Origin of the sequence: Serratia proteamaculans (assembly GCF_949794035.1) — a bacterium.
GTDB lineage: Bacteria > Pseudomonadota > Gammaproteobacteria > Enterobacterales > Enterobacteriaceae > Serratia > Serratia proteamaculans.
Genome location: NZ_OX461105.1, coordinates 4,241,479 through 4,268,412, shown reverse-complemented (window position 1 = coordinate 4,268,412; position 26,934 = coordinate 4,241,479). Strand labels below are relative to the sequence as shown.

At 53.2% G+C, this 26,934-nt stretch carries 22 protein-coding genes, 2 tRNA genes and 2 rRNA genes; 17 read left to right on the top strand and 9 right to left on the bottom strand.

The window, feature by feature from the left end; genetic code table 11:
* Positions 1 to 177: 177 nt before the first annotated feature.
* On the top strand, positions 178 to 2,322 hold the full coding sequence (locus QOT07_RS19875) for a lysine decarboxylase LdcC (protein WP_283603797.1): 2,145 nt from the start codon (positions 178 to 180) through the stop codon (positions 2,320 to 2,322).
* On the opposite strand, the gene QOT07_RS19870 is transcribed toward QOT07_RS19875, so the two are convergent.
* A complete protein-coding gene (locus QOT07_RS19870) occupies positions 2,319 to 2,864 on the bottom strand; it encodes a MarR family winged helix-turn-helix transcriptional regulator (protein WP_207979359.1) in 546 nt (181 codons plus the stop codon). The genes QOT07_RS19875 and QOT07_RS19870 overlap by 4 nt on opposite strands.
* Before the next feature lie 151 nt (positions 2,865 to 3,015).
* On the opposite strand from QOT07_RS19870, the gene QOT07_RS19865 reads away from it, so the two are divergent.
* From QOT07_RS19865 to QOT07_RS19830, 8 genes are all read left to right on the top strand, one after another.
* Entirely contained in the window at positions 3,016 to 3,249 is a 234-nt protein-coding gene (locus tag QOT07_RS19865) for a glutaredoxin family protein (protein WP_283603796.1), read from the top strand.
* 123 nt (positions 3,250 to 3,372) lie between these two features.
* Positions 3,373 to 3,762 carry a VOC family protein gene (locus tag QOT07_RS19860; RefSeq protein WP_099065018.1) on the top strand — a complete coding sequence of 130 codons (390 nt, stop codon included), beginning with the start codon at positions 3,373 to 3,375 and terminating at the stop codon, positions 3,760 to 3,762.
* Between the two features lie 88 nt (positions 3,763 to 3,850).
* Complete coding sequence (cadC, locus tag QOT07_RS19855) at positions 3,851 to 5,407, top strand: lysine decarboxylation/transport transcriptional activator CadC (RefSeq protein ID WP_112347213.1); 1,557 nt, start codon at positions 3,851 to 3,853, stop codon at positions 5,405 to 5,407.
* A 359-nt stretch (positions 5,408 to 5,766) separates the two neighbouring features.
* Positions 5,767 to 7,116: a cadaverine/lysine antiporter gene (cadB, locus tag QOT07_RS19850; RefSeq protein ID WP_099065020.1), complete on the top strand. Its 1,350-nt coding sequence runs from the start codon at positions 5,767 to 5,769 to the stop codon at positions 7,114 to 7,116.
* 91 nt (positions 7,117 to 7,207) lie between these two features.
* Positions 7,208 to 9,349: a lysine decarboxylase CadA gene (gene cadA / locus QOT07_RS19845; RefSeq protein ID WP_099065021.1), complete on the top strand. Its 2,142-nt coding sequence runs from the start codon at positions 7,208 to 7,210 to the stop codon at positions 9,347 to 9,349.
* A 66-nt stretch (positions 9,350 to 9,415) separates the two neighbouring features.
* Complete coding sequence (gene dtpD / locus QOT07_RS19840; protein WP_099065022.1) at positions 9,416 to 10,864, top strand: dipeptide permease DtpD; 1,449 nt, start codon at positions 9,416 to 9,418, stop codon at positions 10,862 to 10,864.
* Between the two features lie 56 nt (positions 10,865 to 10,920).
* Positions 10,921 to 12,231 carry a tRNA lysidine(34) synthetase TilS gene (gene tilS, locus QOT07_RS19835; protein ID WP_261428263.1) on the top strand — a complete coding sequence of 437 codons (1,311 nt, stop codon included), beginning with the start codon at positions 10,921 to 10,923 and terminating at the stop codon, positions 12,229 to 12,231.
* Between the two features lie 17 nt (positions 12,232 to 12,248).
* Positions 12,249 to 12,566 (top strand): c-type cytochrome, encoded by a 318-nt coding sequence (locus QOT07_RS19830; protein ID WP_207979353.1) that lies wholly within the window; start codon positions 12,249 to 12,251, stop codon positions 12,564 to 12,566.
* A 69-nt stretch (positions 12,567 to 12,635) separates the two neighbouring features.
* Here QOT07_RS19830 and rof read toward each other — a convergent pair whose 3' ends face one another.
* Positions 12,636 to 12,893, bottom strand: coding sequence for a Rho-binding antiterminator (gene rof, locus QOT07_RS19825; protein ID WP_349289746.1), 258 nt, complete (start codon positions 12,891 to 12,893; stop codon positions 12,636 to 12,638).
* Positions 12,886 to 13,086 (bottom strand): YaeP family protein, encoded by a 201-nt coding sequence (locus QOT07_RS19820; RefSeq protein ID WP_012146467.1) that lies wholly within the window; start codon positions 13,084 to 13,086, stop codon positions 12,886 to 12,888. Before QOT07_RS19820 ends, rof begins: the two co-directional genes overlap by 8 nt.
* A gap of 213 nt (positions 13,087 to 13,299) precedes the next feature.
* Here QOT07_RS19820 and QOT07_RS19815 point away from each other — a divergent pair, with 213 nt between their 5' ends.
* The 3 genes from QOT07_RS19815 to nlpE are packed head-to-tail and all read left to right on the top strand — an operon-like array spanning position 13,300 to position 14,978.
* Positions 13,300 to 13,848: a YaeQ family protein gene (locus QOT07_RS19815; protein WP_099065025.1), complete on the top strand. Its 549-nt coding sequence runs from the start codon at positions 13,300 to 13,302 to the stop codon at positions 13,846 to 13,848.
* A gap of 3 nt (positions 13,849 to 13,851) precedes the next feature.
* Positions 13,852 to 14,265 (top strand): alternative ribosome rescue aminoacyl-tRNA hydrolase ArfB, encoded by a 414-nt coding sequence (gene arfB / locus QOT07_RS19810; protein ID WP_099065026.1) that lies wholly within the window; start codon positions 13,852 to 13,854, stop codon positions 14,263 to 14,265.
* A gap of 29 nt (positions 14,266 to 14,294) precedes the next feature.
* The gene (nlpE, locus tag QOT07_RS19805; RefSeq protein ID WP_207979351.1) at positions 14,295 to 14,978 is read left to right on the top strand and encodes an envelope stress response activation lipoprotein NlpE; all 684 of its coding nucleotides are present in this window, start codon (positions 14,295 to 14,297) and stop codon (positions 14,976 to 14,978) included.
* A gap of 52 nt (positions 14,979 to 15,030) precedes the next feature.
* On the opposite strand, the gene proS is transcribed toward nlpE, so the two are convergent.
* The 6 genes from proS to metN form a co-directional block, all read right to left on the bottom strand.
* The gene (gene proS, locus QOT07_RS19800; protein ID WP_283603795.1) at positions 15,031 to 16,749 is read right to left on the bottom strand and encodes a proline--tRNA ligase; all 1,719 of its coding nucleotides are present in this window, start codon (positions 16,747 to 16,749) and stop codon (positions 15,031 to 15,033) included.
* Between the two features lie 123 nt (positions 16,750 to 16,872).
* A complete protein-coding gene (gene tsaA, locus QOT07_RS19795; RefSeq protein WP_261428258.1) occupies positions 16,873 to 17,580 on the bottom strand; it encodes a tRNA (N6-threonylcarbamoyladenosine(37)-N6)-methyltransferase TrmO in 708 nt (235 codons plus the stop codon).
* Positions 17,577 to 17,981, bottom strand: a complete 405-nt coding sequence (rcsF, locus tag QOT07_RS19790; RefSeq protein ID WP_085118874.1) for an Rcs stress response system protein RcsF — start codon at positions 17,979 to 17,981, stop codon at positions 17,577 to 17,579. Before rcsF ends, tsaA begins: the two co-directional genes overlap by 4 nt.
* A 120-nt stretch (positions 17,982 to 18,101) precedes the next feature.
* Positions 18,102 to 18,917 (bottom strand): MetQ/NlpA family lipoprotein, encoded by an 816-nt coding sequence (locus QOT07_RS19785; RefSeq protein ID WP_283603794.1) that lies wholly within the window; start codon positions 18,915 to 18,917, stop codon positions 18,102 to 18,104.
* Positions 18,918 to 18,977: 60 nt separating this feature from the next.
* Positions 18,978 to 19,631: a methionine ABC transporter permease MetI gene (locus tag QOT07_RS19780; RefSeq protein ID WP_012146460.1), complete on the bottom strand. Its 654-nt coding sequence runs from the start codon at positions 19,629 to 19,631 to the stop codon at positions 18,978 to 18,980.
* Positions 19,624 to 20,655, bottom strand: a complete 1,032-nt coding sequence (metN, locus tag QOT07_RS19775) for a methionine ABC transporter ATP-binding protein MetN (protein ID WP_112347204.1) — start codon at positions 20,653 to 20,655, stop codon at positions 19,624 to 19,626. Before metN ends, QOT07_RS19780 begins: the two co-directional genes overlap by 8 nt.
* Before the next feature lie 187 nt (positions 20,656 to 20,842).
* On the opposite strand from metN, the gene gmhB reads away from it, so the two are divergent.
* From gmhB to QOT07_RS19750, 5 genes are all read left to right on the top strand, one after another.
* Entirely contained in the window at positions 20,843 to 21,406 is a 564-nt protein-coding gene (gmhB, locus tag QOT07_RS19770) for a D-glycero-beta-D-manno-heptose 1,7-bisphosphate 7-phosphatase (RefSeq protein ID WP_283603793.1), read from the top strand.
* 422 nt (positions 21,407 to 21,828) lie between these two features.
* A 16S ribosomal RNA gene (locus tag QOT07_RS19765) occupies positions 21,829 to 23,371 on the top strand.
* Positions 23,372 to 23,473: 102 nt separating this feature from the next.
* A tRNA-Ile gene (locus QOT07_RS19760) sits at positions 23,474 to 23,550 on the top strand.
* A 125-nt stretch (positions 23,551 to 23,675) separates the two neighbouring features.
* Positions 23,676 to 23,751 (top strand) — tRNA-Ala (locus tag QOT07_RS19755).
* Between the two features lie 194 nt (positions 23,752 to 23,945).
* Positions 23,946 to 26,854, top strand: a 23S ribosomal RNA gene (locus QOT07_RS19750).
* The 16S and 23S rRNA genes sit together here with 2 tRNA genes alongside, the layout of an rRNA operon.
* Positions 26,855 to 26,934: the final 80 nt, after the last annotated feature.

Below are 26,934 nucleotides of genomic sequence, written 5' to 3'. Positions count from 1 at the left end.
CCATCATTTCTCTTGTTAAGCATTTTGATGATTAATATTTTAATCAAATGCTTAACCGAATGGTGTTAGCCTTCGGGCGGTTTTTTTTTGGCTGATGAAAAGGGAGCTTTTGGGGTACACAGTCCGGGTTTTTCATGTTGTTATAGATGATTGCTGGTTAACTGACAGGAGCAGCCGTTGAATATCATCGCGATCATGAGCCCAGCGGGCGTTTATTACAAAGACGAGCCGATCCGCGAGCTTCACACCGCACTGACTGCAATGGATTTCCAACTGGTGTATCCGAAAAACAGCGGTGACCTGTTAAAGCTGATCGAGGCCAACGCGCGCATTTGCGGAGTGATTTTTGACTGGGACGATTACAGCCTGGAATTGTGCAGTGACATCAACGAGCTGAATGAATATCTGCCGTTGTATGCATTTATCAACACCCACTCCACCTTTGACGTCAGCCTGCATGAAATGCGTATGGCGCTGTATTTCTTCGAGTACGCCCTGAATGCGGCGGATGATATTGCCCAGCGCATCCAGCAATACACTGACGAATATATCGATACCATTACGCCGCCCTTGACCAAGGCGCTGTTTAACTACGTGCGTGAAGGGAAATACACCTTCTGTACCCCAGGGCACATGGCCGGCACTGCGTTTCAGAAAAGCCCGGTCGGCTGTTTGTTCTACGACTTTTTCGGTGCCAATACTCTCAAAGCAGACGTTTCGATTTCGGTTACCGAGCTGGGTTCGTTGCTGGATCACACCGGCCCGCATCTGGAGGCCGAAGAGTATATAGCGCGTACCTTTAACGCCGAACAGAGTTATCTGGTGACCAACGGCACCTCCACTGCCAACAAAATTGTCGGCATGTATTCGGCGCCGACCGGCAGCACGGTATTGATTGATCGCAACTGCCATAAATCCTTATGCCATTTGCTGATGATGAGCGATATCGTCCCGATCTACCTGCGCCCATTGCGTAACGCCTATGGCATTCTCGGTGGCATCCCACAGCATGAGTTTACCCATGAGAGCATTGCCGGCCGGGTCGCGGCGACGGCTAATGCCAGTTGGCCGGTGCATGCGGTGATCACCAATTCTACCTATGACGGTTTACTGTATAACACCGACTACATCAAACAGACGCTGGACGTGCCCTCGATCCACTTTGACTCAGCCTGGGTGCCCTATACCAACTTCCATCCGATTTACGACGGCAAGAGTGGCATGAGCGGTGAGCGCACGCCCGGCAAGGTGATCTACGAAACCCAGTCTACGCACAAATTGCTGGCGGCGTTTTCGCAGGCCTCGATGATCCACATTAAGGGTGACTATGACGAAAGCACCTTTAATGAAGCCTATATGATGCACACCACCACTTCGCCGAATTATGGCATCGTGGCCTCGATGGAAACCGCGGCGGCGATGCTGCGTGGTAATCCGGGGCGGCGTTTGATTAATCGCTCGGTGGAGCGTGCACTGCATTTCCGCCGCGAGGTGCAGCGGTTGCGAGGGGAGAGCGATAGCTGGTTCTTTGACATCTGGCAGCCGGAGGAGATCGACGAGGCGCAGTGCTGGCCACTGAATCCGGATGATAACTGGCACGGTTTCGGTAACACCGACCCCGACCACATGTACCTCGATCCAATCAAGGTCACCATCCTGACGCCGGGTATGAATGAGTTGGGCATGCTGGAAGAGAGCGGGATACCGGCGGCGCTGGTGGCGAAATACCTGGATGAACGCGGTATCGTGGTAGAAAAAACCGGGCCCTATAACCTGCTGTTCCTGTTCAGCATCGGCATCGATAAAACCAAGGCGATGAGCCTGCTGCGTGGTCTGACCGATTTCAAACGCGCTTACGATCTCAACCTGCGGGTGAAGAACATGCTGCCGGATCTGTTTGCTGAAGATCCGGATTTCTACCGCAATATGCGCATTCAGGATCTTGCCGCCGGGATCCACCGTTTAATCCGTCGGCACGATCTGCCAGGCCTGATGCAGCGGGCGTTTGACGTGCTGCCTGAAATGAAGCTGACGCCGCATCAGATGTTCCAGCAACAGGTGCGCGGCAACGTAGAAACCTGCGAACTGGATCAGTTGGTTGGCAAGGTGGCGGCCAATATGATCCTGCCTTATCCGCCAGGGGTACCTTTGGTGATGCCGGGCGAGATGATCACCGAAGAGAGCCGTGCAGTACTCGATTTCCTGCTGATGCTGTGCTCGATCGGTGAACGTTATCCAGGCTTTGAAACCGATATCCATGGCGCGAAGCTGACCGAGGACGGACGTTATCTGGTGAAGGTGCTGAAAACGCCGCTGGCTTAAGCAAATTCCCGGCAAATCAGGTTCACGCTGCTTGATGGCAGCGGTTCCTGCGTCAGCCCACAAAATGGTTGGCCGTTCTGCCGCTGGTGATAACGGCAACGATGGCATTCGCCGAATAACGCCACATTATTATCCTGCTTTTGCAACTGGCGCAGTAACTGCGTCAACAGTTCCAGCAACTGCCCACCGTCCTGCTGCATGGCATCCTGCGCATTTTGTAAATAGGCCGGTGGGAACAGAGCATCCATCAATGCACGTGACTTGTCGGTCAGCTTTAACCTGACGCTACGGCGGTCCTTCTCGTCCGCAGTACGGGCGATCATCCCATTACTTTCCAGCTTTTTTAGCGATTGCGATACCGTGCCCTTGGTCAGGCCGAGATATTCCGCCACTGCCATCGGCGTGTTGGAGTAATGGTTGCAGCGTGCCAGATAATACAGCGCGCTCAACTGCACCGGGGGCAGGTTATCCAGTTCTTCATGGTTGCGCAGCCAGCTGCGTTGCAGGCTATTCAGCCGCTCCAATAAATCAAACAGTCTCAATATGTACTCCTCATTAGGTCGTGAAAATAGTATCGATTAAAAACTATATTGACAAGTCAGGAGCGAGGATTTATTGTGCATTTGGTTTCGAATCGAAACTAAATGGGCGAGCATATTTCGCCCCCAACAGTCAGAACCAAGGAGAATTATCATGACTAAGGCCGTTTTCTATCATGCCGGTTGCCCGGTTTGCGTCAGCGCAGAGCAGCAGTTGTTGGGTCTGTTGAGCCAGGATGTGCAGGTGGACGTGGTGGATCTGGGTGAAAAACCGGCGCGCATCGCCGAAGCAGAAAAAGCAGGAGTACAGAGCGTGCCGGCGCTGGTGGTGGATGGGCAGGTGCTGCACATCAACTACGGTGCAGCGTTGGCTGACCTTAAAGCCTGATCTGCCCGTGGCATTATAGATAGCTGAATGATAGCCCCGCCTTATGCTGCGGGGCTTTTTGCCGTTGACGTTGCCCGCGTCGCCGGATACCGTGCCTCATCAAACCGATCATGAGGCATCACCATGTTGGCACTACGTCAGGTACATCACATCGCAGTCATTGGTTCAGATTATGCTGCCAGTAAGCATTTTTACTGCGATATTCTGGGTTTCACCCTGCTGGGTGAGTTCTATCGTGAAGAGCGTGATTCCTGGAAGGCGGATTTGGCGCTCAATGGTCAATACAGTATCGAACTGTTTTCATTCCCGTCGCCGCCCGCCCGCGTCAGCCGCCCAGAAGCCTGTGGCCTGCGCCATCTGGCATTCAGCGTCGACGATATCGAGCAGGCCATCGAGCACTTGCAGGTTGCCGGGGTGGTTTGTGAACCGGTACGTGTCGATCCTTATACCCAGTCACGCTTCACTTTTTTCAGCGATCCTGATGGACTACCTCTAGAATTATATGAGGTATGAATGCTTAATCGGGGCGTATCGACGCAGGCCACGCCCTCATATGGTATTATCCCGCGCTTGCCGTACCCCCTTTTGAGTTATTTTCACTATGCAAGAACCTGTTTTTCGCGTTGGTGAGTGGTTGGTTACTCCCGCAGACAACAAAATAAGCCGTGACGGGCGCCAACTGGCGTTGGAACCCCGCTTAATCGATATGCTGCAATATTTCGCCCGACATCCGGATGTGGTGTTGAGTCGCGATGAGCTGATCGACAACGTTTGGAAGCGCAACATTGTCACCAATCATGTGGTGACCCAGAGTATTTCCGAACTGCGCAAATACTTGAAAGACGGGGACAGTAACAGCCCGGAATACATTATTACCGTGCCCAAACGCGGCTATAAGCTGGCCGCCCCGGTAATGTGGTGTGAAGGGGAAGAGGCGACGATGCCTGCGGTGCCACGGGTGGCGGTCATTACTCATGAGCCGGAAGATGGCAGTGAAGACGACGGCATAGATTATGAGCCGCCTAAACCCAGCGTGGCAAAAAAATCGGCGGCAAAATCGACGGTTCCTTTTTACCGTCAATCACCGTTCTGGGTTTGGTTGGCTTTCCTGACCGCGTTGAGTGCCTGCGTGGTGTTTGTGGCGATAGCCACTTTGTCACAGCGCATACCGGAATCCACGATGCCGGTGCTGATGAACCCGCGTGATATTGATATCCGCATTCAGGGTGGCAACAGTTGCAGTAACTGGACGCCGCAACTTTCCTATGTCGTCGGCCTGAGCGAAGTGGTGACGGATTCGCTGAATACCTATTCCACCTTCCTGGTGCACGATCAAACCAACTATAACTACACCGGGCCCAGCAGTTCGGGTAAATCACTGACCATAGAGTTCGTCAACCAGCGCCATTATCGCGCGCAACAATGCTTCCTGTCGGTGCGGCTGGTGGACAATGCGGACAGCTCGATCATGCTGGACAAGCGTTACTTTGTGACCACGGACAACCAGCTAAAAATCCAGGAAGACTTCCTGAGCAGTCTGTCTGTTGCACTTAATCAGCCGTGGCCGGCACCCCTGCAGCAGCGCCTGATGCAGCTGTTGCCCAACTCCGGCCCAGCCCTGCAACAGTATTATCAGGCACATCAGCTGCTGATCCAGGGGGATATCGATTCCCTGACCCATGCCAGCAACCTGTTGGGTGAGATGGCCAAAAGCTCTCCAGACTTTATTTATGTTGCGGCGGAAAAAGCGCTGGCGGACTTGCTGCGTAACTCTTATCAACCTTTTGACAGCGTGCAACTGACGCAGCTGGAGACGGAGATCGCCCGCCTGGATGCGCTGCCGGCATTAAAAGACAGCCCCATTATTCAGCAAATTCGTACGATACAGGCGCTGGGGGAGGGGAAAACCGATGAGGCGTATCAGGCGATAAATAAGGGTATCGAGCTGCAGATGTCATGGATGAATTATGTGTTACTCGGCAAGGTTTATGAGATGCAGGGTCATAACCGTTTGGCTGCAGACTCTTATATCACCGCATTTAATCTACGCCCGGGTGAGAATACTTTGCATTGGATCCGCAATGCCGTCTTCCATACCTCAGTTAACACCGTAGTTCCCTACCTCGAAAACTACAACCCAGACAAAGAGTCTCAATAATCTCACACCGCCGGGCGATATCATTGCTCGGCGGTGTTATTTATTGTGTTTTATTTGTTAAGTAAAATAACCCCGCGCGTTGATGAATCATCCTCTTTAATCCTCATTTGTTATTGCAGATAACATGGTTATATTGTTGTTTTTAAATGATGTTTACCTTTTCTTGAGCGCGTGTTTATCTCTTGATGTGTTAATCAAAAACCTCAATTTATCATTTGTATGATCATGAGCGTAAGATCACTTTATCTTTAGGACTTTATTCCCGCCGATGATTAGCATCCTGACTATCAAGTCCGGTCATTAGCAAAATTGCATAACGACCAAGACTTATAAGAAATCAAAATCAGGAGAAACTGACCATGGCTTCATCCAAGAAAATAGGGCTTATTGCCTGCACCGGTGTCGTTGCCGGTAATATGATGGGGAGCGGCATTGCCTTATTACCCGCGAACCTGGCAAGTCTCGGTTCTATCGCTATCTGGGGATGGGTAATCTCCATTATTGGTGCGATGTCGCTGGCTTATGTTTATGCGCGTCTGGCGACCAAAAACCCACAGCAGGGCGGCCCTATTGCTTACGCCGGTGAAATCTCCCCGGCATTCGGTTTCCAGACCGGCGTGCTTTATTACCATGCGAACTGGATCGGTAATTTGGCCATCGGCATTACCGCAGTTTCTTATCTCTCTACCTTTTTCCCAGAGCTGAACAATCCGGTGCCGGCAGGTATTGCCTGTATCGCCATCTTGTGGGTGTTCACCTTTATTAACCTGCTCGGCGGGACCTGGGTCAGCCGTTTGACCACCCTCGGTCTGGTGTTGGTGCTGATCCCGGTGATTGTGACCGCGACTGCCGGCTGGCATTGGTTCGACGCTGCAACCTATCACGCTAACTGGAACACTTCCGGTACCACCGACAGCCATGCGGTAATCAAAAGTATTCTGCTGTGTCTGTGGGCGTTCATCGGCGTAGAGTCTGCCGCCGTGAGCACTGGCATGGTGAAAAACCCGAAACGCACCGTACCGCTGGCAACCATGCTGGGTACCGCGCTGGCCGGGATTATCTACATTGCGGCCACTCAGGTGATGAGCGGTATGTTCCCGGCTAGCCAAATGGCTGCCAGCGGTGCACCGTTCGCCGTCAGTGCCTCTGCCATTATGGGTAACTGGGCCGCACCTCTGGTCTCTGCCTTCACCGCCTTTGCCTGCCTGACTTCACTCGGTTCTTGGATGATGCTGGTTGGCCAGGCTGGGGTCCGTGCCGCCAACGACGGTAACTTCCCGAAAGTGTACGGCGAACTGGATAAGAACGGCATTCCTAGAAAAGGCCTGCTGTTGGCCAGCTGCAAAATGACCGCGCTGATGGTGCTGATTACTGCCATGAGCTCCGGTGGTGGTAAAGCTTCCGATCTATTCGGGATGTTGACCGGTATTGCGGTGCTGCTGACCATGTTGCCTTACTTCTACTCTTGCGTAGACCTGATCCGCTTTGAAGGCGTCAATATCCGTAACCTGCTGAGCCTGGTGGCATCGGTTCTGGGTTGTGGCTTCTGCTTCATCGCACTGATGGGGGCCGAATCGTTCGAACTGGCCGGCACCTTCATCATCAGCCTGATCATCCTGATGTTCTACGCCCGCAAAATGAATACCCGTCAGACAGCTAAAGCCAATGCTGTAGCCATCGACAACAGCTCGACGGCCAAAGCGCACTAAGCACGCACTGACCCACTTCTTAATTCAGCCCCTTGCAACAACTGTTGTCATCCGTGATGGCAAGGGGCTCGCATTACCTGGAGAAATGATTATGAACGTTATTGCTATCATGAACCACATGGGTGTCTACTTCAAAGAAGAGCCCATCCGCGAACTGCACAACGCGCTGGAAAAACTGAACTTCCGCATTGTCTACCCTAACGATCGCGAAGACCTGCTCAAACTGATCGAGAATAATGCCCGTCTGTGCGGTGTGATCTTTGACTGGGATAAATACAACCTTGAGCTGTGCCAAGAAATCAGCGAATTGAATGAGTACATGCCGCTGTATGCCTTTGCCAACACCTATTCAACGCTGGACGTCAGCCTGAACGATCTGCGTATGCAGGTACGTTTCTTTGAATATGCGCTCGGTGCGGCCAACGACATTGCCGACAAGATCAAACAAAACACCGATGAGTACGTTGACACCATCCTGCCACCGCTGACCAAAGCACTGTTCAAATACGTGCGTGAAGGTAAATACACCTTCTGTACTCCGGGTCATATGGGCGGTACCGCCTTCCAGAAAAGCCCGGTCGGCAGCCTGTTCTATGATTTCTTTGGCCCGAACGCGATGAAATCCGACGTTTCCATTTCGGTTTCCGAACTGGGTTCACTGCTGGATCACTCCGGCCCGCACAAAGAAGCTGAAGAGTATATTGCTCGCGTCTTCAACGCTGAACGCAGCTATATGGTGACGAACGGGACTTCTACCGCCAACAAAATTGTCGGTATGTACTCCGCACCAGCCGGCAGCACCGTGCTGATTGACCGTAACTGCCATAAATCGCTGACCCATCTGATGATGATGAGCGACATTACGCCGATCTATTTCCGCCCGACCCGCAATGCTTACGGCATCCTCGGTGGTATTCCACAGAGCGAATTTGCTCGCGCCACTATCGCTAAACGCGTGAAAGAGACGCCTAACGCGACCTGGCCGGTACATGCGGTAATCACCAACTCGACCTACGACGGTCTGCTGTATAACACCGACTTTATCAAGAGCACGCTGGATGTGAAATCCATCCACTTTGACTCTGCCTGGGTGCCTTACACCAATTTCCACCCGATTTATAAAGGCAAATGCGGTATGAGCGGTGGCCGTGTGGAAGGGAAAGTGATTTATGAAACCCAATCCACCCATAAACTGCTGGCGGCGTTCTCACAGGCTTCGATGATCCACGTGAAAGGCGACATCAACGAAGAAACCTTCAATGAAGCCTACATGATGCACACCACCACTTCACCGCACTACGGCATCGTGGCTTCTACCGAAACCGCCGCGGCAATGATGAAAGGCAATGCCGGTAAGCGTCTGATTAACGGTTCGATTGAACGTGCTATTAAGTTCCGTAAAGAAATCAAACGCCTGAACGTCGAGTCTGAAGGCTGGTTCTTTGACGTTTGGCAGCCAGAGCACATTGATGAAGCGGAATGTTGGCCACTGCGTTCCGACAGCGCCTGGCATGGTTTCAAAGGTATTGATAACGAGCATATGTACCTTGACCCAATCAAGGTCACCATGCTGACTCCTGGGATGAGCAAAGACGGCGAAATGGAGTCGTTTGGTATCCCGGCCAGTCTGGTTGCTAAATACCTTGATGAGCACGGCATCATTGTTGAAAAAACCGGCCCGTATAACCTGTTGTTCCTGTTCAGCATCGGCATCGACAAAACCAAAGCTCTCAGCCTGCTGCGCGGTCTGACTGACTTTAAACGCTCGTTCGATCTGAACCTGCGGGTGAAAAACATGCTGCCTTCGCTGTACAAAGAAGCACCAGAGTTTTATGAAAACATGCGCATCCAGGAACTGGCCCAGAACATTCACAATCTGGTGAAACACCATAACCTGCCAGACCTGATGTATCGTGCTTTTGAAGTGCTTCCGGCGATGGTGATGAACCCGTTCAAAGCCTTCCAGAAAGAGCTGCACGGCGAAGTGGAAGAGGTTTATTTGGAAGACATGGTGGGCAAAGTGAATGCCAACATGATCCTGCCATATCCTCCGGGTGTTCCTTTGGTGATGCCGGGTGAAATGCTCACCGAGGAAAGCCGTCCGGTGCTGGAATTCCTGCAAATGCTGTGCGAAATCGGCGCGCATTATCCAGGCTTCGAAACGGATATCCATGGTGCCTATCGCCAGGCGGATGGACGTTACACCGTGAAGGTGTTGAAAAACGATAAATAAGTGAAATCACAGGGGGAGGCGCTTGCGCTTCCCCTTTTGTCGTTCACCGACTGATGGGAGAAAACCATGAAAACACCCTCACAGCCGCGCGCAATCTACTATGTCGTAGCAATACAAATTTGGGAATATTTCAGCTTTTACGGCATGCGTGCGTTACTTATTCTCTATCTTACCCACCAACTTGGTTATTCCGATAGCCGCGCCATTAGCCTCTATAGCGCCTACGCTTCCCTAGTCTACGTCACACCGATCCTCGGCGGCCTGCTTGCCGATCGCCTGCTGGGTAATCGCGTCGCGGTCATTGCCGGAGCGGTACTGATGACGTTGGGCCATATCGTGCTCGGTCTGAGCGCAGTCTCGACGCATTCACTCTACCTGGCACTGTCGATCATCATCTGTGGCTACGGCCTGTTTAAATCCAATATCAGTTGCCTGCTGGGCGAGTTGTATCAACCGCAGGACACGCGCCGTGAAGGTGGCTTTTCACTGCTGTATGCCGCCGGTAATGTCGGCTCGATCCTGGCACCCATTGCCTGTGGGCTGGCGGCCGAACGCTACGGCTGGCACGTCGGCTTTGCGCTGGCGGGGATCGGCATGCTGGCCGGGTTGACGATCTTCTTGTTCGGCAGCCGTCATTTCAGCCATACGCGCGGCGTAGATCGGGCGCAGATGTGCGTTACCACGCTGCGGGTACCGAACTGGGTATGGCTAAGTGCCATGCTGTTATTGGCACCGCTGTTCTTCACTGCGCTGTTCATTTACGATCTGGCCGGCCAATTGCTGATGCTGGTGTGTGCTGCTGCGGTAGTGATGGTGATACGTATTATGGCCCGGGCCACAACGGTGCAGCGCCGTGGGTTGTGGCAGATAGTGATGTTGATGCTGTTGGGCACCTTGTTTTGGGCCTTTGCCCAGCAGGGGGGCAGTTCGATCAGCCTGTTTATCGATCGCTTTGTCGACCGCCAATGGTTTTCCTGGACGGTGCCGACTGCATTGTTCCAGTCGGTTAACGCTTTTGCCGTGATGTTTGGCGGTGTGATGCTGGCCTGGTTGGTACGGGGTAACGGCAATGGCAGTCGCACCCTGCGTATTTGGGGAAAGTTTGCCTTTGGTTTACTGCTGATTGGCGTCGGTTTTACCCTGATGGCGCTTAACGCCCGTTACGGCCAAGGGTCAATGAGCCTGATGATCGCCGGGCTGTCGGTGATGGGGCTTGCCGAACTGTTTATCGATCCGGTCGCCATGGCACAAATCACCCGGCTGAATATCCCCGGCGCTACCGGGGTGCTGACCGGTATTTATATGCTGACCACCGGCTCGATAGCCAATTACCTGGCCGGCATTATCGCCGGTCAAACCGCTGAAGACCCGGCTACGGGAGCGACGGCGCAGGCTTATGTTCACCTGTTTGCACAAATTGGTTGGTGGGCATTGGGATGCACGGCGGCAGTGGTCGCAGTGTTGGCCATGTGGTGGTTGCTGGCCGGTCGTCATATCCGTGCGGTTAATGCTTGATTGATGGTAGGACGGGGGTTAACGTGCAGCTATCTGGACGTCATTAAGCCTAATCAATGAATAGCAATCAATTATCTGCACAGCTTGCCCGCCAATTGGGCGCACACCGGCACTTGCTGGTGGCATTCAGTGGCGGGCTGGATTCCAGCGTGCTGTTGCACCTGCTGGTGGGGTTACGCCAGCAATTGCCAGACTTGCAGCTTCGTGCAGTACACGTGCATCACGGTCTGAGTGCTTTTGCCGACCAGTGGGTGGCGCACTGCCAGCAACAATGCGCCGCCTGGCAGCTACCCTTGGTGGTTCAGCACGTGCAGGTTGATAGCCAGCACGGGGGGATCGAAGCCGCAGCCCGGGCGGCACGCTATTCTGCTTTCGCCTCTACGCTGGCGGCCGATGAAGTCTTGCTTACCGCACAACACCTTGACGACCAATGTGAAACCTTCCTGCTGGCACTAAAACGTGGCAGCGGGCCGGCGGGCCTGTCGGCAATGGCTGTACAGACGGCGCTGGGGGAGAATAGCTTGCTGCGCCCACTGCTGGGTCACTCTCGCCAGCAGTTGGAAGCCTACGCGCAGCAGCATCAGCTCAGCTGGATTGACGACGACAGTAATCAGGACTCGCGCTTCGACCGCAATTTTCTGCGCCTGCAGATATTGCCGTTGCTCAACCAGCGCTGGCCGCACTTTGCCGCTGCGACGGCGCGTAGCGCCAGCCTGTGTGCCGAGCAGGAGCAATTACTGGATGAGCTGCTGGCAGAGCAACTGCACTTGTTGCTCGACGAAGACCGTACGCTGGCGATTGATGGGTTACTGACGTGTTCGCCAGCCCGGCGTTTTGCTTTGTTGCGCCGTTGGATCGCGTTATTTGGCGTTACCATGCCTTCACGCGAACAGTTGCAACGGCTATGGGACGAAGTGGCGCTTAGCCGCGCTGATGCCGAACCGCAATTACAACTGGGGCAATATCAGATCCGCCGCTTCCGCCGACGCCTGTCTTTGCTGCCACTGATGGCGGATCTGCATGATATCTGGCTAAGCTGGTCATTGGCAGGCCCGCTGACACTGCCGGATGGATTGGGTGAGCTGGTCAGTGGGGAGGGCGATATTTGCCTGTGCGCGCCGCAACCCCAGCAAAAAGTCAGCATTCGTTTTACCGCTCAGGGCAAACACCGCATTCTTGGGCGCACGCATTCGCGACCGATCAAAAAACTGTGGCAGGAGTTGGGTATTCCTCCGTGGCAGCGTGAGCGTATCCCGTTGATCTATTATGATGACCAGCTTATCGCTGCGTTGGGGGTTTTTGTCAGCGAGGCCGGACAAGTGCCCGAAGGGCAGCAACCCTGGCGGCTGCATTGGCGTAAAAAATAATAATAGACTGAGGAACCATGATGAAATTTGTGAGCGCAATGGTAGTGATGTTGGGGTTGTGCAGTTTGCCGGCGATGGCGGCGGGCGATGGGGCTGCAGGCAAGGATAAATCCGCCAGTTGTATGGCCTGTCATGGGGCGGAAGGGAAGGTTTCAATGCCCATGTACCCAAATCTGGCAGGGCAAAATGCCATGTATCTGGAGCATGCGTTGCAGGCGTACAAGAAAGGCGAGCGCAATGGTGGGCAGGCGGAAGTGATGAAAGCCTACGTTTCCGCGCTGTCTGATGAGGATATTGCCGATCTGGCGGCCTACTATGCCAGTCTTAAACCCTAGCCCAGCCTGAAGCTACAAATGACGAGGGCAGCCGTTGGGCTGCCCTGTTGGGATGGCGTTACCGCTAAATCAATCAGACAGGCTGACGACCACGGTACCGATTTCCGGATGACTGAAACTGAGGATGTGATCCAGACGCAAGCTGAGAGCATCGCCGGCCCGATCGATAATCAGGTACTCAACGCCCTTGGTAAACTTCAGCTCGGTGGCTTTGCCTTCGAGTTTTTCTCCGTCGCGTAACTCCAGCTTCAGAATGTAGTTATGCTGACAGGCGAGTTCCAGGCTTTCATAGTCATCGCAATTGATGGATTGGTACTCATCATTCATCAACATAGTCGCTCACCAATAAGTTAGCGGCGGCAAAGGCCGCCTGTTCCCTAACGGAGGACGGTAGCGTGCTATTCGCAGCAACTTCGTCCAATGCCTTTAATACACATGCTAACGCATCAGGCACGTAGCCGAGATCACCACTGCCGATCTCGGCGTAAAAACGGCGTACTAACTCACAGTATTGTTGCACAGTTTCCTCCCTTAAGAACCTCTGCGTCATCGAAGCCCTATAGCGATGAGGCGCAGGCACTCGGAGCTTGACTCTATCCTAGACGACTATAGCACAGCTATTGTGGAGTTATTAGCACCTCAGCGCGGCTTTCGCACCGGGCTTTGCCCGGCCGTGCTGGCCGCGGTTGGGCCAAATCTAGTACACTGTCGCCTGATAATAATGAGGTCACCCATGGCGCTGAAAGCTACTATTTATAAAGCCACGGTCAATATCGCTGATATGGACCGTCACTTCTACCACGACGCCACGCTCACTCTGGCCCAACATCCTTCTGAAACTGAACAGCGCATGATGCTGCGTCTGCTGGCCTGGATCTGCCATGCCGATGAGCGTCTGGTGTTTACCAAAGGCCTGAGCGCCGATGATGAGCCGGAAATCTGGCGACGTAACGATCATAACGGGCTGGAAATGTGGATCGAAATGGGCCTGCCGGATGAGAAACGCATCAAGAAAGCCTGCAACCAGTCACCGCGCGTGGTGCTGTACGCTTACGGCGAACGCGCGGGCCACGTGTGGTGGCAATCGATGCAGAGCAAAGTGGCAAACCACAAAAACCTAAGCATCCGTTTTCTGGATGATGAACAATTAGGCAAGCTGGCGGCGCTGGTCAGCCGCAATATGACGCTGCAGGCCACGCTGCAAGAGGGAACTATCTGGCTTTCTGACGCTCAGAATAGTCTGGAAATCCAGTTTGCCGAATGGCAACAGGCACAGGTGTGACCGGTGCTTGAACTGTCAAGAAACGTAGCCATACCGGATAACGAAGTGGAGTTGACGGCGATCCGCGCGCAGGGCGCGGGTGGCCAGCACGTGAACAAAACCTCAACGGCTATCCATTTGCGCTTTGACATCCGGGCATCCAGCCTGCCAGAGTATTATAAAGAAAGGCTGCTGGCCCTGAATAATCATTTAATTACCGCCGATGGCGTAGTGATTATCAAAGCGCAGGAATATCGCAGCCAGGAATTAAACCGCGAGGCGGCGCTGGCCAGACTGGTTACGTTGATCCAGCAGGCGATGGTGGTGGAAAAAACACGCAAGGCGACCAAGCCCACTAAAGGGGCAAAATTACGTCGTCTGGAAGGCAAGGTACGCAAAGGCGCGACTAAAGCGCTGCGCGGCAAGATCCGTAGTTAAGGACACATGAACACAGTAGGAGAATAACTGTGAAAAAAATTACATTGGCCCTGTTTTTAGCTGCAGGGGCACTTTCGTTACTGGGATGTAATAACCACTACCAGCCGAAAGAACAACCTCTTCAGGCGATGCAGCAAAGTTATCAGGGCGTGCTGCCTTGTGCTGACTGCGGTGGTCTGGATACCAATCTGTTCCTGGATAAAGACGGCACTTTCGTGCTGCAGGAAACCTATCGTGGCACCAAAGACGGCGATCAAACCTTTGCTGACTACGGCAAATGGGCGCGTACCGCCGATAAGCTGGTGCTGACCGACAGCCGTGGTGATAAGCGCTATTTCCGTCCAGTGGGTAAAAGTTTGGAAATGCTTGATCAAACCGGCATGCCGATTGAGTCGCAGCTAAATTACCGCCTTGATCCGGTAGAAAAAGCCTTGCCCAAAACGCCGATGTCGCTGAAAGGCAGCTACACCTACATGGCGGATGCGGCGGTGTTTAAAGACTGCGCCACCGGTAAGACTTTCCCGGTCGACAATACTATTGCGCTGGAGCAGGGTTATGCCAAGGCGTACAAAACGCCGGGTGAACCGGTATTCCTGACCCTGAATGGCCACTTTAGCGTTCAGCCGTCAATGGAAGAGGGGCTTACCGAGAAGGCGCTGGTGCCGGACGGAAAAATCGCCTTCGACCGCAGTAAAAATTGCGACAGCAAATAAACGCCATAAAAAAAACCCGCCTAGGCGGGTTTTTAGTTTCTGCGGTAGCGGATTAGCGCTTGATCTGTCCCAGCAGGAAATCAATGACTTCGCCGGTTTTAATCATTTGCTTCTCGCCGACACGGCGGTTCTTGTACTCAATCTCTTCGCTGTCGAGGTTACGATCGCCGATCACGATAGAATGCGGTACGCCGATCAGTTCCATATCCGCGAACATCACGCCTGGACGCTCTTTACGGTCGTCGAGGATCACGTCGATACCCTGGGAACGCAGCGTGTTGTACAACTCTTCTGCCAGCGCTTGCACGCGGAAGGATTTGTGCATGTTCATTGGCAGAATCGCCACCTGGAACGGCGCAATAGCGTCCGGCCAGATGATGCCACGTTCGTCATGGTTCTGCTCGATAGCGGCAGCGACCACGCGGGTGACCCCGATACCATAGCAGCCCATGGTCAGCACCTGATTACGGCCGTCTTCGCCCTGTACGGTGGCTTTCATCGCTTCTGAGTATTTGGTGCCGAGCTGGAAGATATGACCCACTTCGATACCGCGCTTGATCAGCAGCGTGCCTTTACCATCCGGGCTGGCGTCGCCTTCTACGACGTTACGGATATCGGCAATCTGTGGCAGCGGCAGATCGCGCTCCCAGTTGATACCGAAGTAATGTTTACCGTCGATGTTGGCACCAGCACCAAAATCACTCATCGCCGCTACGCTGCGATCGGCAACCACGGGAACCTGCAAATTGACCGGACCGAGTGAGCCTGGGCCCGCACCCACGATGGCGCGGATCTCTTCTTCGGTGGCAAAGACTATCGGAGCAGCAACCTGCGGCAGCTTCTCGGCCTTGATTTCGTTCAGTTCGTGATCGCCACGCACCAGCAGAGCAACCAGCTTGTGGCCGCTGTCTTCTTTGGCCCGTACCAGCAACGTCTTGACGGTTTTTGTCACCGGCAGTTGGAATTGCTCTACCAGCTCGGCGATGGTTTTGGCATTCGGCGTATCCACAATGCGCAGTTCTTCACTGGCTGCAGCGCGAGGTTCGGCCGGGGCAACCGCTTCTGCCAGTTCGATATTGGCGGCAAAGTCGGAGCCGGTGGAAAACACGATATCGTCTTCACCGCTGTCGGCCAGCACCTGGAACTCGTGTGATGCGCTACCGCCGATCGAACCGGTATCGGCATGCACCGGACGGAAGTCCAGACCCATACGGCTGAAGATTTTGCTGTAGGCTTCGTACATTGCTTCGTAGGTTGCCTGCAGAGATTCCTGTGAGGTATGGAACGAGTAGGCGTCCTTCATCAGGAATTCACGCGAGCGCATAACGCCGAAACGTGGGCGCACTTCATCACGGAACTTGGTCTGAATCTGGAAGAAGTTCAGCGGTAGCTGCTTGTAAGAGCTGATCTCGTTACGGATCAGGTCGGTGATCACTTCTTCGTGGGTTGGACCCAGCACGAAGGGACGATCGCCGCGATCAACAAAACGCAGCAACTCAGGGCCGTACTGTTCCCAACGGCCGCTTTCCTGCCACAAATCGGCAGGCTGTACCACCGGCATGCAAACTTCGATCGCGTTAGCATTGTTCATTTCTTCGCGAACGATGTTTTCAACCTTTTTCAGAACTCGCAGGCCGGTTGGCAGCCAGGTATAAAGACCGGAGGCCAGCTTGCGAATCATCCCGGCGCGCAGCATCAGCTGGTGGCTGATCACTTCGGCATCGGCAGGTGTCTCCTTCAGAGTGGAGAGCAGATATTGGCTAGTACGCATGGTGTTTTGGTTCCGTTAGAACTGCAAATTGCAACCGGCTGCCAGTAGTAGGGCAGCCAAAATTTTCGAAAGTAATTTAGTTTACCAGTGCGAGCGGGTTGTCAAAAGAGAGACGGTGGAATTTTAACGCAGGTCGAGAGACAGCACCTCGGTTTGTTGATCCACCACTCGCCAACGCACGTTGAAATCCAGTAGCCAGACGGCATAATCCCGTTCCGCTGATTGCCCCTTGCGGTAGGCGGGACGCGGATCCTGAGCCAGCACCTGGCTGATAAACCGCCGCAGGTGCGGATAACGCTGTTGATGTTGCTGCAGCTGTTGTTCCGCCTCTGGGGCAAAGCATACCGGCATATCCCCGGCGGGCGCTGCCTGAGCAAACCCGGCTCGGGCCTGCGGCTGGCTTTCGGCAAACGGCAGATAGGGTTTGATATCCACCACCGGCGTGCCGTCAACCAGATCGAGACTGCCCAACTCCAGCACTACTTCGCTGCCCTGCACACGTACGCCTTTTAATTCGATCAGCGACATGCCGAGCGGATTGGGGCGGAAGGTCGAGCGGGTAGCAAATACTCCCATCCGGGCATTACCGCCGAGGCGGGGTGGCCGGACGGTAGGCCGCCAGCCGCCCTCCATGGTTTGATGGAAAATAAACATCACCCACAGATGGCTGAATTCGCTGAGGCCGCGTACCGCTTCCGCCTGATTATAGGGCGGCAGCAGCACTAACTCACCGCCACCGTCTTCGACTAATCCCGGTTGGCGGGGAACGGCGAACTTTTCTTTATACGGTGAACGGATGGTACCGATCTGATTGAAAACAAATTCGGTCATTTGGACGAAACGTTAAGCGCTGAACCCTGGCAAATAGCCTGTTGGTAACAGCCGGCAACACCGCTGACAATCTGGCAGTCATGCAACAGCACGGCATTAGCCTTCATATAAGAGGCGCGGATTTGCATACGCTTACGGGCGGTCGCCAGATTCGGCGGTGAATCCTGTACCGTTGTCTGGCAGGATTCGCCAGAGACTTCACCCAGATCGCGGAATGGTTTACCCACTAATTCTTCTGCACTTTTGTACAGTTTAACCGGGGCCGGACGTGCTGCTGGCGTGGTTTTCGTTGGAGTGGTTGTTACCGGTTTGCTGGTGCTGTTTGTTGACGGGGGCGCAAAACGCTGCGACGAACACCCTGCCAGCGCAAGCGCTAACAAACAGAGAGGTAAAGCACGCATTGAGATTCCTCTGCCTTGATGGAATAGGTAAGTGGCGCTATTGAAGCAATCTATGGTGGAAATAACAAGACGGGCCGTAGCCCGTCCTGCAATTATAGGAATAAATTCGGTAATTAATGATTACCAGCCTTTAACTGCACCACCGTTAAAGATCTTGTTGGCTGCTTCGTTCACTTCGTCAGACTGGTAAGCCTGAACGAATTTCTTCACGTTTTCCGCGTCTTTGTTGTCTTCGCGGGCAACCAGCAGGTTAACGTACGGTGAGTCTTTATCTTCAACAAACAGACCGTCTTTCGCTGGCGTCAGGCCAATCTGGCTGGCGTAAGTGGTGTTGATTACTGCCAGGGCGATTTGTTGATCGTCCAGTGAGCGTGGCAGTTGTGGGGCTTCCAGCTCGACCAGCTTCAGGTTTTTCGGGTTTTCAGTCACGTCCAGCACGGTTGGCAGCAGGCCAACACCGTCTTTCAGCTTGATCAGGTTAACCTTCTGCAGCAGCAGCAGGGAACGGCCCAGGTTGGTTGGGTCGTTAGGCAGGGCAACCTGAGAACCGTCTTTCAGCTCGTCCAGCGATTTGATTTTCTTGGAGTAACCGGCAATCGGGTAAACGAAGCTGTTACCGACCGACACCAGCTTGTAACCGCGATCCTTGATCTGCTGATCCAGGTAGGGTTTGTGCTGGAAGGCGTTCAGATCGATATCCCCTTTGCTCAGCGCTTCGTTTGGCAGCACGTAGTCATTGAAGGTCACCAGTTCGACGTCCAGGCCGTATTTCTCTTTCGCCACTTTTTGCGCGATTTCAGCGACCTGCTGTTCAGCACCGACAATCACGCCGATTTTGATATGGTTCGGATCTTTTTCTTCCTGACCGCAGCCTGCCAGAGCCAGAGTACCGATCAGTGCGCCGATTGCCGCGATGGATTTAAATTTTAACGACATATCCCTTCCTCATTAGACTCGCATTTGAAATACGCTGTGTAAGCGCAGTTGCTGTAAAAGTTATTTATGGGTGACGGCCTTGACGATCCGGTCACCGAAGAACTGAATCAAATAGACCAGCACCACCAGTAATACTAATACGGTATTCATTACTGTGGCGTTATAACCGATATAACCGTACTGATAGCCAATCTGTCCCAGACCGCCTGCGCCTACTGCGCCCCCCATGGCGGAATAACCCACCAAAGTGATCAAGGTAATGGTAGCGGCGTTAACCAGGCCCGGCAGGGCTTCCGGCAGCAGCACCTTCTTGATGATTTGCATTGGCGTCGCTCCCATCGCACGGGCAGCTTCTACCAGACCGGATGGGATCTCCAGCAAGGCGTTCTCGACCATACGGGCAATAAAGGGTGCCGCGCCCACGGTCAGCGGAACGATAGCTGCCTGCAGACCGATCGAGGTACCGACGATCAAACGAGTAAATGGAATCATCCACACCAGCAGAATAATGAACGGAATGGAACGGAAAACGTTCACCAGGCCGGACAGCGTTCTATATAGCGTGTTGTTGGCGGCGATTTGCCCGGGACGGGTCACATACAACAGCACGCCAACCGGCAGGCCAAGCACGAAACCGAAGAAGCCGGAGACAAAGGTCATCATGACGGTTTCCCACACGCCACGTGCCATTAACCACATCATTGCCTCAGACATAACCCAGAACCTCTACTTTTACCTGATTTTCCTGCAGGAATTTAATCGTTGCCAGCGCGTCTTCATCACTGCCGTGCAGCTCTGCCAGCATCACGCCGAATTTAACACCGCCGGCATAATCCATCTGCGCACTGATAATGTTGTTGTTAACGTTGAAGCGACGGGCGGCTTCTGACAACAGCGGTGCATCAACGGATTGGCCGGTGAACTCCAGACGCAGCAGAGGCTGACGGCCGCCACTGCGTTCCGGTGCCAGGCGCTTGGCGTAGTCATCCGGGATATCCAAATGCAGCGTGGCCTGAATAAACTGTTGGGCCAGCGGGGTTTTCGGATGCGAGAACACCTCGCTGACGCTGTCTTTCTCAATTAATTGACCCTGACTGATAACCGCAACCTGATCACAGATTCGTTTAACCACGTCCATTTCATGGGTGATCAACAGGATGGTCAGGCCGAGACGACGGTTAATGTCTTTCAGCAGTTCCAGAATTGAACGGGTGGTGGCCGGGTCCAGCGCGCTGGTGGCTTCATCACACAACAAAACTTTGGGTTGGCTTGCCAGAGCACGGGCAATTGCCACGCGCTGCTTCTGGCCGCCCGACAGGTTGGCCGGGTAGGCGTCATGTTTATCTGACAGCCCGACCAACTCCAGCAATTCGGTTACGCGTTTTTTGATTTCAGCGCGTGGAGTGCTGTCCAGCTCCAGCGGCAATGAAACGTTGCCAAACACCGTGCGGGAGGATAACAGGTTAAAGTGCTGGAAAATCATGCCGATCTGACGGCGAGCGCGCGTCAGTTCGCCTTCAGACAGCGAAGTCAGATCCTGTCCATCAACCAGCACCTGGCCGGAGGTTGGGCGCTCAAGCATATTGGCGCAGCGGATCAGCGTACTCTTACCGGCACCTGATGCACCGATAACGCCATAAATTTGCCCGGCAGGGACGTGAAGAGTCACGTCAGAGAGCGCGGTAATGGTGCGCGAACCCTGCTGGAACACTTTGGTGATGTTAGAAAGTTTAATCATATTCTTCTTATTTTAGCGTGGTTGCCCGTGGCTAGATAAAAGTAAACCTTGGCGTGGACCAAGGTATGGATCAGATGTTAAGGCGTCTAGACGTCTAAGTCAACGATCAACGCGGTTCTCTGCCGTTCTCAGCACTGGGTAAAACATGCGATACTGTCCGCGTTTTCAGGCCCTCAGGAGCAAACCGGTGACACAAAGCGTTCCAGCAATTTTCCTCGATCGTGATGGCACGATTAATGTTGACCATGGCTACGTCCATGAAATCGATAATTTCCACTTTATTGATGGCGTGATTGACGCCTGTCGCGAACTTAAAAAGATGGGCTTTGCTCTGGTATTGGTGACCAACCAGTCCGGCATCGCACGCGGCAAGTTCAGCGAAGAGCAATTTATGTACCTGACCGAGTGGATGGACTGGTCGCTGGCCGACCGTGATGTTGACCTGGACGGTATCTATTTCTGTCCGCATCATCCAGAAGCAGTAATAGAAGAGTTCCGTCAGGTGTGCGACTGCCGTAAACCTCAACCGGGCATGTTGTTGCAGGCGCAGCAGGAATTGAACATTGATATGGCTGCTTCTTATATGGTTGGCGACAAACCGGAAGACATGCAGGCAGCAATCGCGGCAGGTGTTGGGACCAAAGTGCTGGTGCGTACCGGCAAACCGGTCACTGAACAAGGTGAGGAACTGGCGGATTGGGTGTTAAACAGCCTGGCAGACCTGCCGGAAGCCATCAAAAAGCGGGTTTAGTAGACGTTATGCATGAATAGTGAGCGGTCAGATAAAAAGTGAATATAAACCCTTGTCATTCTGAACCAGCTCCCTATAATGCGCCTCCATCGACACGGAACATGTGAACAACTTCACAGAGTCTCCGGGGTTCGAAGAGAAAAAATCCTGAAATTTAGGGGTTGACTCTGAAAGAGGAAGGCGTAATATACGCCACCTCGAGATAGCAAGCTACGGCGGCTAACTCACTGCTCTTTAACAATTTATCAGACAATCTGTGTGGGCACTCCACAAGACGATATCCAGAACCTTCGGGTTCGAAAAAATATCAAGTCTTGAAGAGTGACCAAGCAATACGTTGTTTCGTTGGCTTGTCCAACAGAACGACTATTACGAAAGTTATTTTCGAGCATCGCTTCACGAGTTGAAGCAAATCAAGCTTTTAATTGAAGAGTTTGATCATGGCTCAGATTGAACGCTGGCGGCAGGCCTAACACATGCAAGTCGAGCGGTAGCACAGGAGAGCTTGCTCTCTGGGTGACGAGCGGCGGACGGGTGAGTAATGTCTGGGAAACTGCCTGATGGAGGGGGATAACTACTGGAAACGGTAGCTAATACCGCATAACGTCTTCGGACCAAAGTGGGGGACCTTCGGGCCTCACGCCATCAGATGTGCCCAGATGGGATTAGCTAGTAGGTGGGGTAATGGCTCACCTAGGCGACGATCCCTAGCTGGTCTGAGAGGATGACCAGCCACACTGGAACTGAGACACGGTCCAGACTCCTACGGGAGGCAGCAGTGGGGAATATTGCACAATGGGCGCAAGCCTGATGCAGCCATGCCGCGTGTGTGAAGAAGGCCTTCGGGTTGTAAAGCACTTTCAGCGAGGAGGAAGGGTAGTGTGTTAATAGCACATTACATTGACGTTACTCGCAGAAGAAGCACCGGCTAACTCCGTGCCAGCAGCCGCGGTAATACGGAGGGTGCAAGCGTTAATCGGAATTACTGGGCGTAAAGCGCACGCAGGCGGTTTGTTAAGTCAGATGTGAAATCCCCGCGCTTAACGTGGGAACTGCATTTGAAACTGGCAAGCTAGAGTCTTGTAGAGGGGGGTAGAATTCCAGGTGTAGCGGTGAAATGCGTAGAGATCTGGAGGAATACCGGTGGCGAAGGCGGCCCCCTGGACAAAGACTGACGCTCAGGTGCGAAAGCGTGGGGAGCAAACAGGATTAGATACCCTGGTAGTCCACGCTGTAAACGATGTCGACTTGGAGGTTGTGCCCTTGAGGCGTGGCTTCCGGAGCTAACGCGTTAAGTCGACCGCCTGGGGAGTACGGCCGCAAGGTTAAAACTCAAATGAATTGACGGGGGCCCGCACAAGCGGTGGAGCATGTGGTTTAATTCGATGCAACGCGAAGAACCTTACCTACTCTTGACATCCACAGAATTCGGCAGAGATGCCTTAGTGCCTTCGGGAACTGTGAGACAGGTGCTGCATGGCTGTCGTCAGCTCGTGTTGTGAAATGTTGGGTTAAGTCCCGCAACGAGCGCAACCCTTATCCTTTGTTGCCAGCGCGTAATGGCGGGAACTCAAAGGAGACTGCCGGTGATAAACCGGAGGAAGGTGGGGATGACGTCAAGTCATCATGGCCCTTACGAGTAGGGCTACACACGTGCTACAATGGCGTATACAAAGAGAAGCGAACTCGCGAGAGCCAGCGGACCTCATAAAGTACGTCGTAGTCCGGATCGGAGTCTGCAACTCGACTCCGTGAAGTCGGAATCGCTAGTAATCGTAGATCAGAATGCTACGGTGAATACGTTCCCGGGCCTTGTACACACCGCCCGTCACACCATGGGAGTGGGTTGCAAAAGAAGTAGGTAGCTTAACCTTCGGGAGGGCGCTTACCACTTTGTGATTCATGACTGGGGTGAAGTCGTAACAAGGTAACCGTAGGGGAACCTGCGGTTGGATCACCTCCTTACCTAATGATATTGATTGCGTGTAGTGCTCACACAGATTGTCTGATGAAATGAAAGAGAGCATAAGGTTTAATCTTCCCGGTTAAGCCTTAAAGCACCTTGTCGGGTCTGTAGCTCAGGTGGTTAGAGCGCACCCCTGATAAGGGTGAGGTCGGTGGTTCAAGTCCACTCAGACCCACCAATTCCCTCCTATCCTGCGTTGTCGCCCTGGTTGTTTACGTGAGTAAACGTCGCAGGACTTCGCTTTGACTAGAAGCGAATTGGCGAAGGTAGTAGGCAGGGTGTAGAAAAATGCTTTTCTGATATGGGGCTATAGCTCAGCTGGGAGAGCGCCTGCCTTGCACGCAGGAGGTCAGCGGTTCGATCCCGCTTAGCTCCACCATATCAAAAAAATCTTAAAACTGATTCGCAAGAATCACGTTTAAGATTTTGCTCTTTAACAATCTGGAACAAGCTGAAAATTGAAACATGACAGCTGAAACTTACTCCTCCGTAGACGTATTGGAGTAAGGATTAACCTGTCATAGAGTCTCTCAAATGTAGCAGCACGAAGGTGGAAACACTTTTGGGTTGTGAGGTTAAGTGACTAAGCGTACACGGTGGATGCCTAGGCAGTCAGAGGCGATGAAGGGCGTGTTAATCTGCGATAAGCGTCGGTAAGGTGATATAAACCGTTATAACCGGCGATACCCGAATGGGGAAACCCAGTGCAATTCGTTGCACTATCATACGATGAATACATAGTCGTATGAGGCGAACCGGGGGAACTGAAACATCTAAGTACCCCGAGGAAAAGAAATCAACCGAGATTCCCCCAGTAGCGGCGAGCGAACGGGGAGGAGCCCAGAACCTGAATCAGTTCTTGTGTTAGTGGAAGCGTCTGGAAAGTCGCACAGTAAAGGGTGATAGTCCCGTACACTAAAATGCATTAATTGTGAGTTCGATGAGTAGGGCGGGACACGTGACATCCTGTCTGAATATGGGGGGACCATCCTCCAAGGCTAAATACTCCTGACTGACCGATAGTGAACCAGTACCGTGAGGGAAAGGCGAAAAGAACCCCGGCGAGGGGAGTGAAATAGAACCTGAAACCGTGTACGTACAAGCAGTGGGAGCCTACTAGTTGGGTGACTGCGTACCTTTTGTATAATGGGTCAGCGACTTATATTTTGTAGCAAGGTTAACCGTATAGGGGAGCCGTAGGGAAACCGAGTCTTAACTGGGCGAATAGTTGCAAGGTATAGACCCGAAACCCGGTGATCTAGCCATGGGCAGGTTGAAGGTTGGGTAACACTAACTGGAGGACCGAACCGACTAATGTTGAAAAATTAGCGGATGACTTGTGGCTGGGGGTGAAAGGCCAATCAAACCGGGAGATAGCTGGTTCTCCCCGAAAGCTATTTAGGTAGCGCCTCGTGAACTCATCTTCGGGGGTAGAGCACTGTTTCGGCTAGGGGGCCATCCCGGCTTACCAAACCGATGCAAACTCCGAATACCGAAGAATGTTATCACGGGAGACACACGGCGGGTGCTAACGTCCGTCGTGAAGAGGGAAACAACCCAGACCGCCAGCTAAGGTCCCAAAGTCATGGTTAAGTGGGAAACGATGTGGGAAGGCATAGACAGCCAGGATGTTGGCTTAGAAGCAGCCATCATTTAAAGAAAGCGTAATAGCTCACTGGTCGAGTCGGCCTGCGCGGAAGATGTAACGGGGCTAAACCATGCACCGAAGCTGCGGCAGCGACGCTTAGGCGTTGTTGGGTAGGGGAGCGTTCTGTAAGCCGTTGAAGGTGGCCTGTGAGGGTTGCTGGAGGTATCAGAAGTGCGAATGCTGACATAAGTAACGATAAAGCGGGTGAAAAACCCGCTCGCCGGAAGACCAAGGGTTCCTGTCCAACGTTAATCGGGGCAGGGTGAGTCGACCCCTAAGGCGAGGCCGAAAGGCGTAGTCGATGGGAAACAGGTTAATATTCCTGTACTCGGTGTTACTGCGAAGGGGGGACGGAGAAGGCTAGGCTAGCCGGGCGACGGTTGTCCCGGTTTAAGCGTGTAGGGGGAGTGACTTGGTAAATCCGGTTACTTATTCAACCCTGAGGCGTGATGACGATGCACTACGGTGCAGAAGTAGTTGATGCCAAGCTTCCAGGAAAAGCCTCTAAGCATCAGGTAACATCAAATCGTACCCCAAACCGACACAGGTGGTCAGGTAGAGAATACCAAGGCGCTTGAGAGAACTCGGGTGAAGGAACTAGGCAAAATGGTGCCGTAACTTCGGGAGAAGGCACGCTGGCGCGTAGGTGAAGAGACTTGCTCTCGGAGCTGAAGCCAGTCGCAGATACCAGCTGGCTGCAACTGTTTAATAAAAACACAGCACTGTGCAAACACGAAAGTGGACGTATACGGTGTGACGCCTGCCCGGTGCTGGAAGGTTAATTGATGGGGTCAGCCGCAAGGCGAAGCTCTTGATCGAAGCCCCAGTAAACGGCGGCCGTAACTATAACGGTCCTAAGGTAGCGAAATTCCTTGTCGGGTAAGTTCCGACCTGCACGAATGGCGTAATGATGGCCAGGCTGTCTCCACCCGAGACTCAGTGAAATTGAACTCGCTGTGAAGATGCAGTGTACCCGCGGCAAGACGGAAAGACCCCGTGAACCTTTACTATAGCTTGACACTGAACATTGAGCCTTGATGTGTAGGATAGGTGGGAGGCTTTGAAGCGTGGACGCCAGTCTGCGTGGAGCCAACCTTGAAATACCACCCTTTAATGTTTGATGTTCTAACTCGGCCCCGTAATCCGGGGTGAGGACAGTGTCTGGTGGGTAGTTTGACTGGGGCGGTCTCCTCCCAAAGAGTAACGGAGGAGCACGAAGGTTAGCTAATCACGGTCGGACATCGTGAGGTTAGTGCAAAGGCATAAGCTAGCTTGACTGCGAGAGTGACGGCTCGAGCAGGTACGAAAGTAGGTCTTAGTGATCCGGTGGTTCTGAATGGAAGGGCCATCGCTCAACGGATAAAAGGTACTCCGGGGATAACAGGCTGATACCGCCCAAGAGTTCATATCGACGGCGGTGTTTGGCACCTCGATGTCGGCTCATCACATCCTGGGGCTGAAGTAGGTCCCAAGGGTATGGCTGTTCGCCATTTAAAGTGGTACGCGAGCTGGGTTTAGAACGTCGTGAGACAGTTCGGTCCCTATCTGCCGTGGGCGTTGGAAGATTGAGAGGGGTTGCTCCTAGTACGAGAGGACCGGAGTGAACGCACCACTGGTGTTCGGGTTGTCATGCCAATGGCATTGCCCGGTAGCTAAGTGCGGAAAAGATAAGCGCTGAAAGCATCTAAGCGCGAAACTTGCCTCGAGATGAGTCTTCCCTGGGGACTTGATCCCCCTGAAGGAACGTTTAAGACTAAGACGTTGATAGGCTGGGTGTGTAAGTGCAGCGATGCATTGAGCTAACCAGTACTAATGATCCGTGAGACTTAACCTTACAACACCAAAAGTGTTTTAGAGAGACAGATTTTCAGCGAATGTTCCGAGATTGGTTCTGATGGCTACGGGTAGTAGCGG

Bases quoted from the DNA above. Each gene is read 5' to 3' on its own strand.
- QOT07_RS19780 (WP_012146460.1), bottom strand. From the start codon at position 19,631: ATGTCTGAGGCAATGATGTGGTTAATGGCACGTGGCGTGTGGGAAACC.
- rcsF (WP_085118874.1), bottom strand. From the start codon at position 17,981: ATGCGTGCTTTACCTCTCTGTTTGTTAGCGCTTGCGCTGGCAGGGTGT.
- cadB (WP_099065020.1), top strand. From the start codon at position 5,767: ATGGCTTCATCCAAGAAAATAGGGCTTATTGCCTGCACCGGTGTCGTT.
- tsaA (WP_261428258.1), bottom strand. From the start codon at position 17,580: ATGACCGAATTTGTTTTCAATCAGATCGGTACCATCCGTTCACCGTAT.
- QOT07_RS19865 (WP_283603796.1), top strand. From the start codon at position 3,016: ATGACTAAGGCCGTTTTCTATCATGCCGGTTGCCCGGTTTGCGTCAGC.
- tilS (WP_261428263.1), top strand. From the start codon at position 10,921: ATGAATAGCAATCAATTATCTGCACAGCTTGCCCGCCAATTGGGCGCA.
- cadC (WP_112347213.1), top strand. From the start codon at position 3,851: ATGCAAGAACCTGTTTTTCGCGTTGGTGAGTGGTTGGTTACTCCCGCA.
- QOT07_RS19785 (WP_283603794.1), bottom strand. From the start codon at position 18,917: ATGTCGTTAAAATTTAAATCCATCGCGGCAATCGGCGCACTGATCGGT.
- QOT07_RS19830 (WP_207979353.1), top strand. From the start codon at position 12,249: ATGATGAAATTTGTGAGCGCAATGGTAGTGATGTTGGGGTTGTGCAGT.
- metN (WP_112347204.1), bottom strand. From the start codon at position 20,655: ATGATTAAACTTTCTAACATCACCAAAGTGTTCCAGCAGGGTTCGCGC.
- rof (WP_349289746.1), bottom strand. From the start codon at position 12,893: ATGAATGATGAGTACCAATCCATCAATTGCGATGACTATGAAAGCCTG.
- proS (WP_283603795.1), bottom strand. From the start codon at position 16,749: ATGCGTACTAGCCAATATCTGCTCTCCACTCTGAAGGAGACACCTGCC.
- cadA (WP_099065021.1), top strand. From the start codon at position 7,208: ATGAACGTTATTGCTATCATGAACCACATGGGTGTCTACTTCAAAGAA.
- QOT07_RS19815 (WP_099065025.1), top strand. From the start codon at position 13,300: ATGGCGCTGAAAGCTACTATTTATAAAGCCACGGTCAATATCGCTGAT.
- QOT07_RS19860 (WP_099065018.1), top strand. From the start codon at position 3,373: ATGTTGGCACTACGTCAGGTACATCACATCGCAGTCATTGGTTCAGAT.
- dtpD (WP_099065022.1), top strand. From the start codon at position 9,416: ATGAAAACACCCTCACAGCCGCGCGCAATCTACTATGTCGTAGCAATA.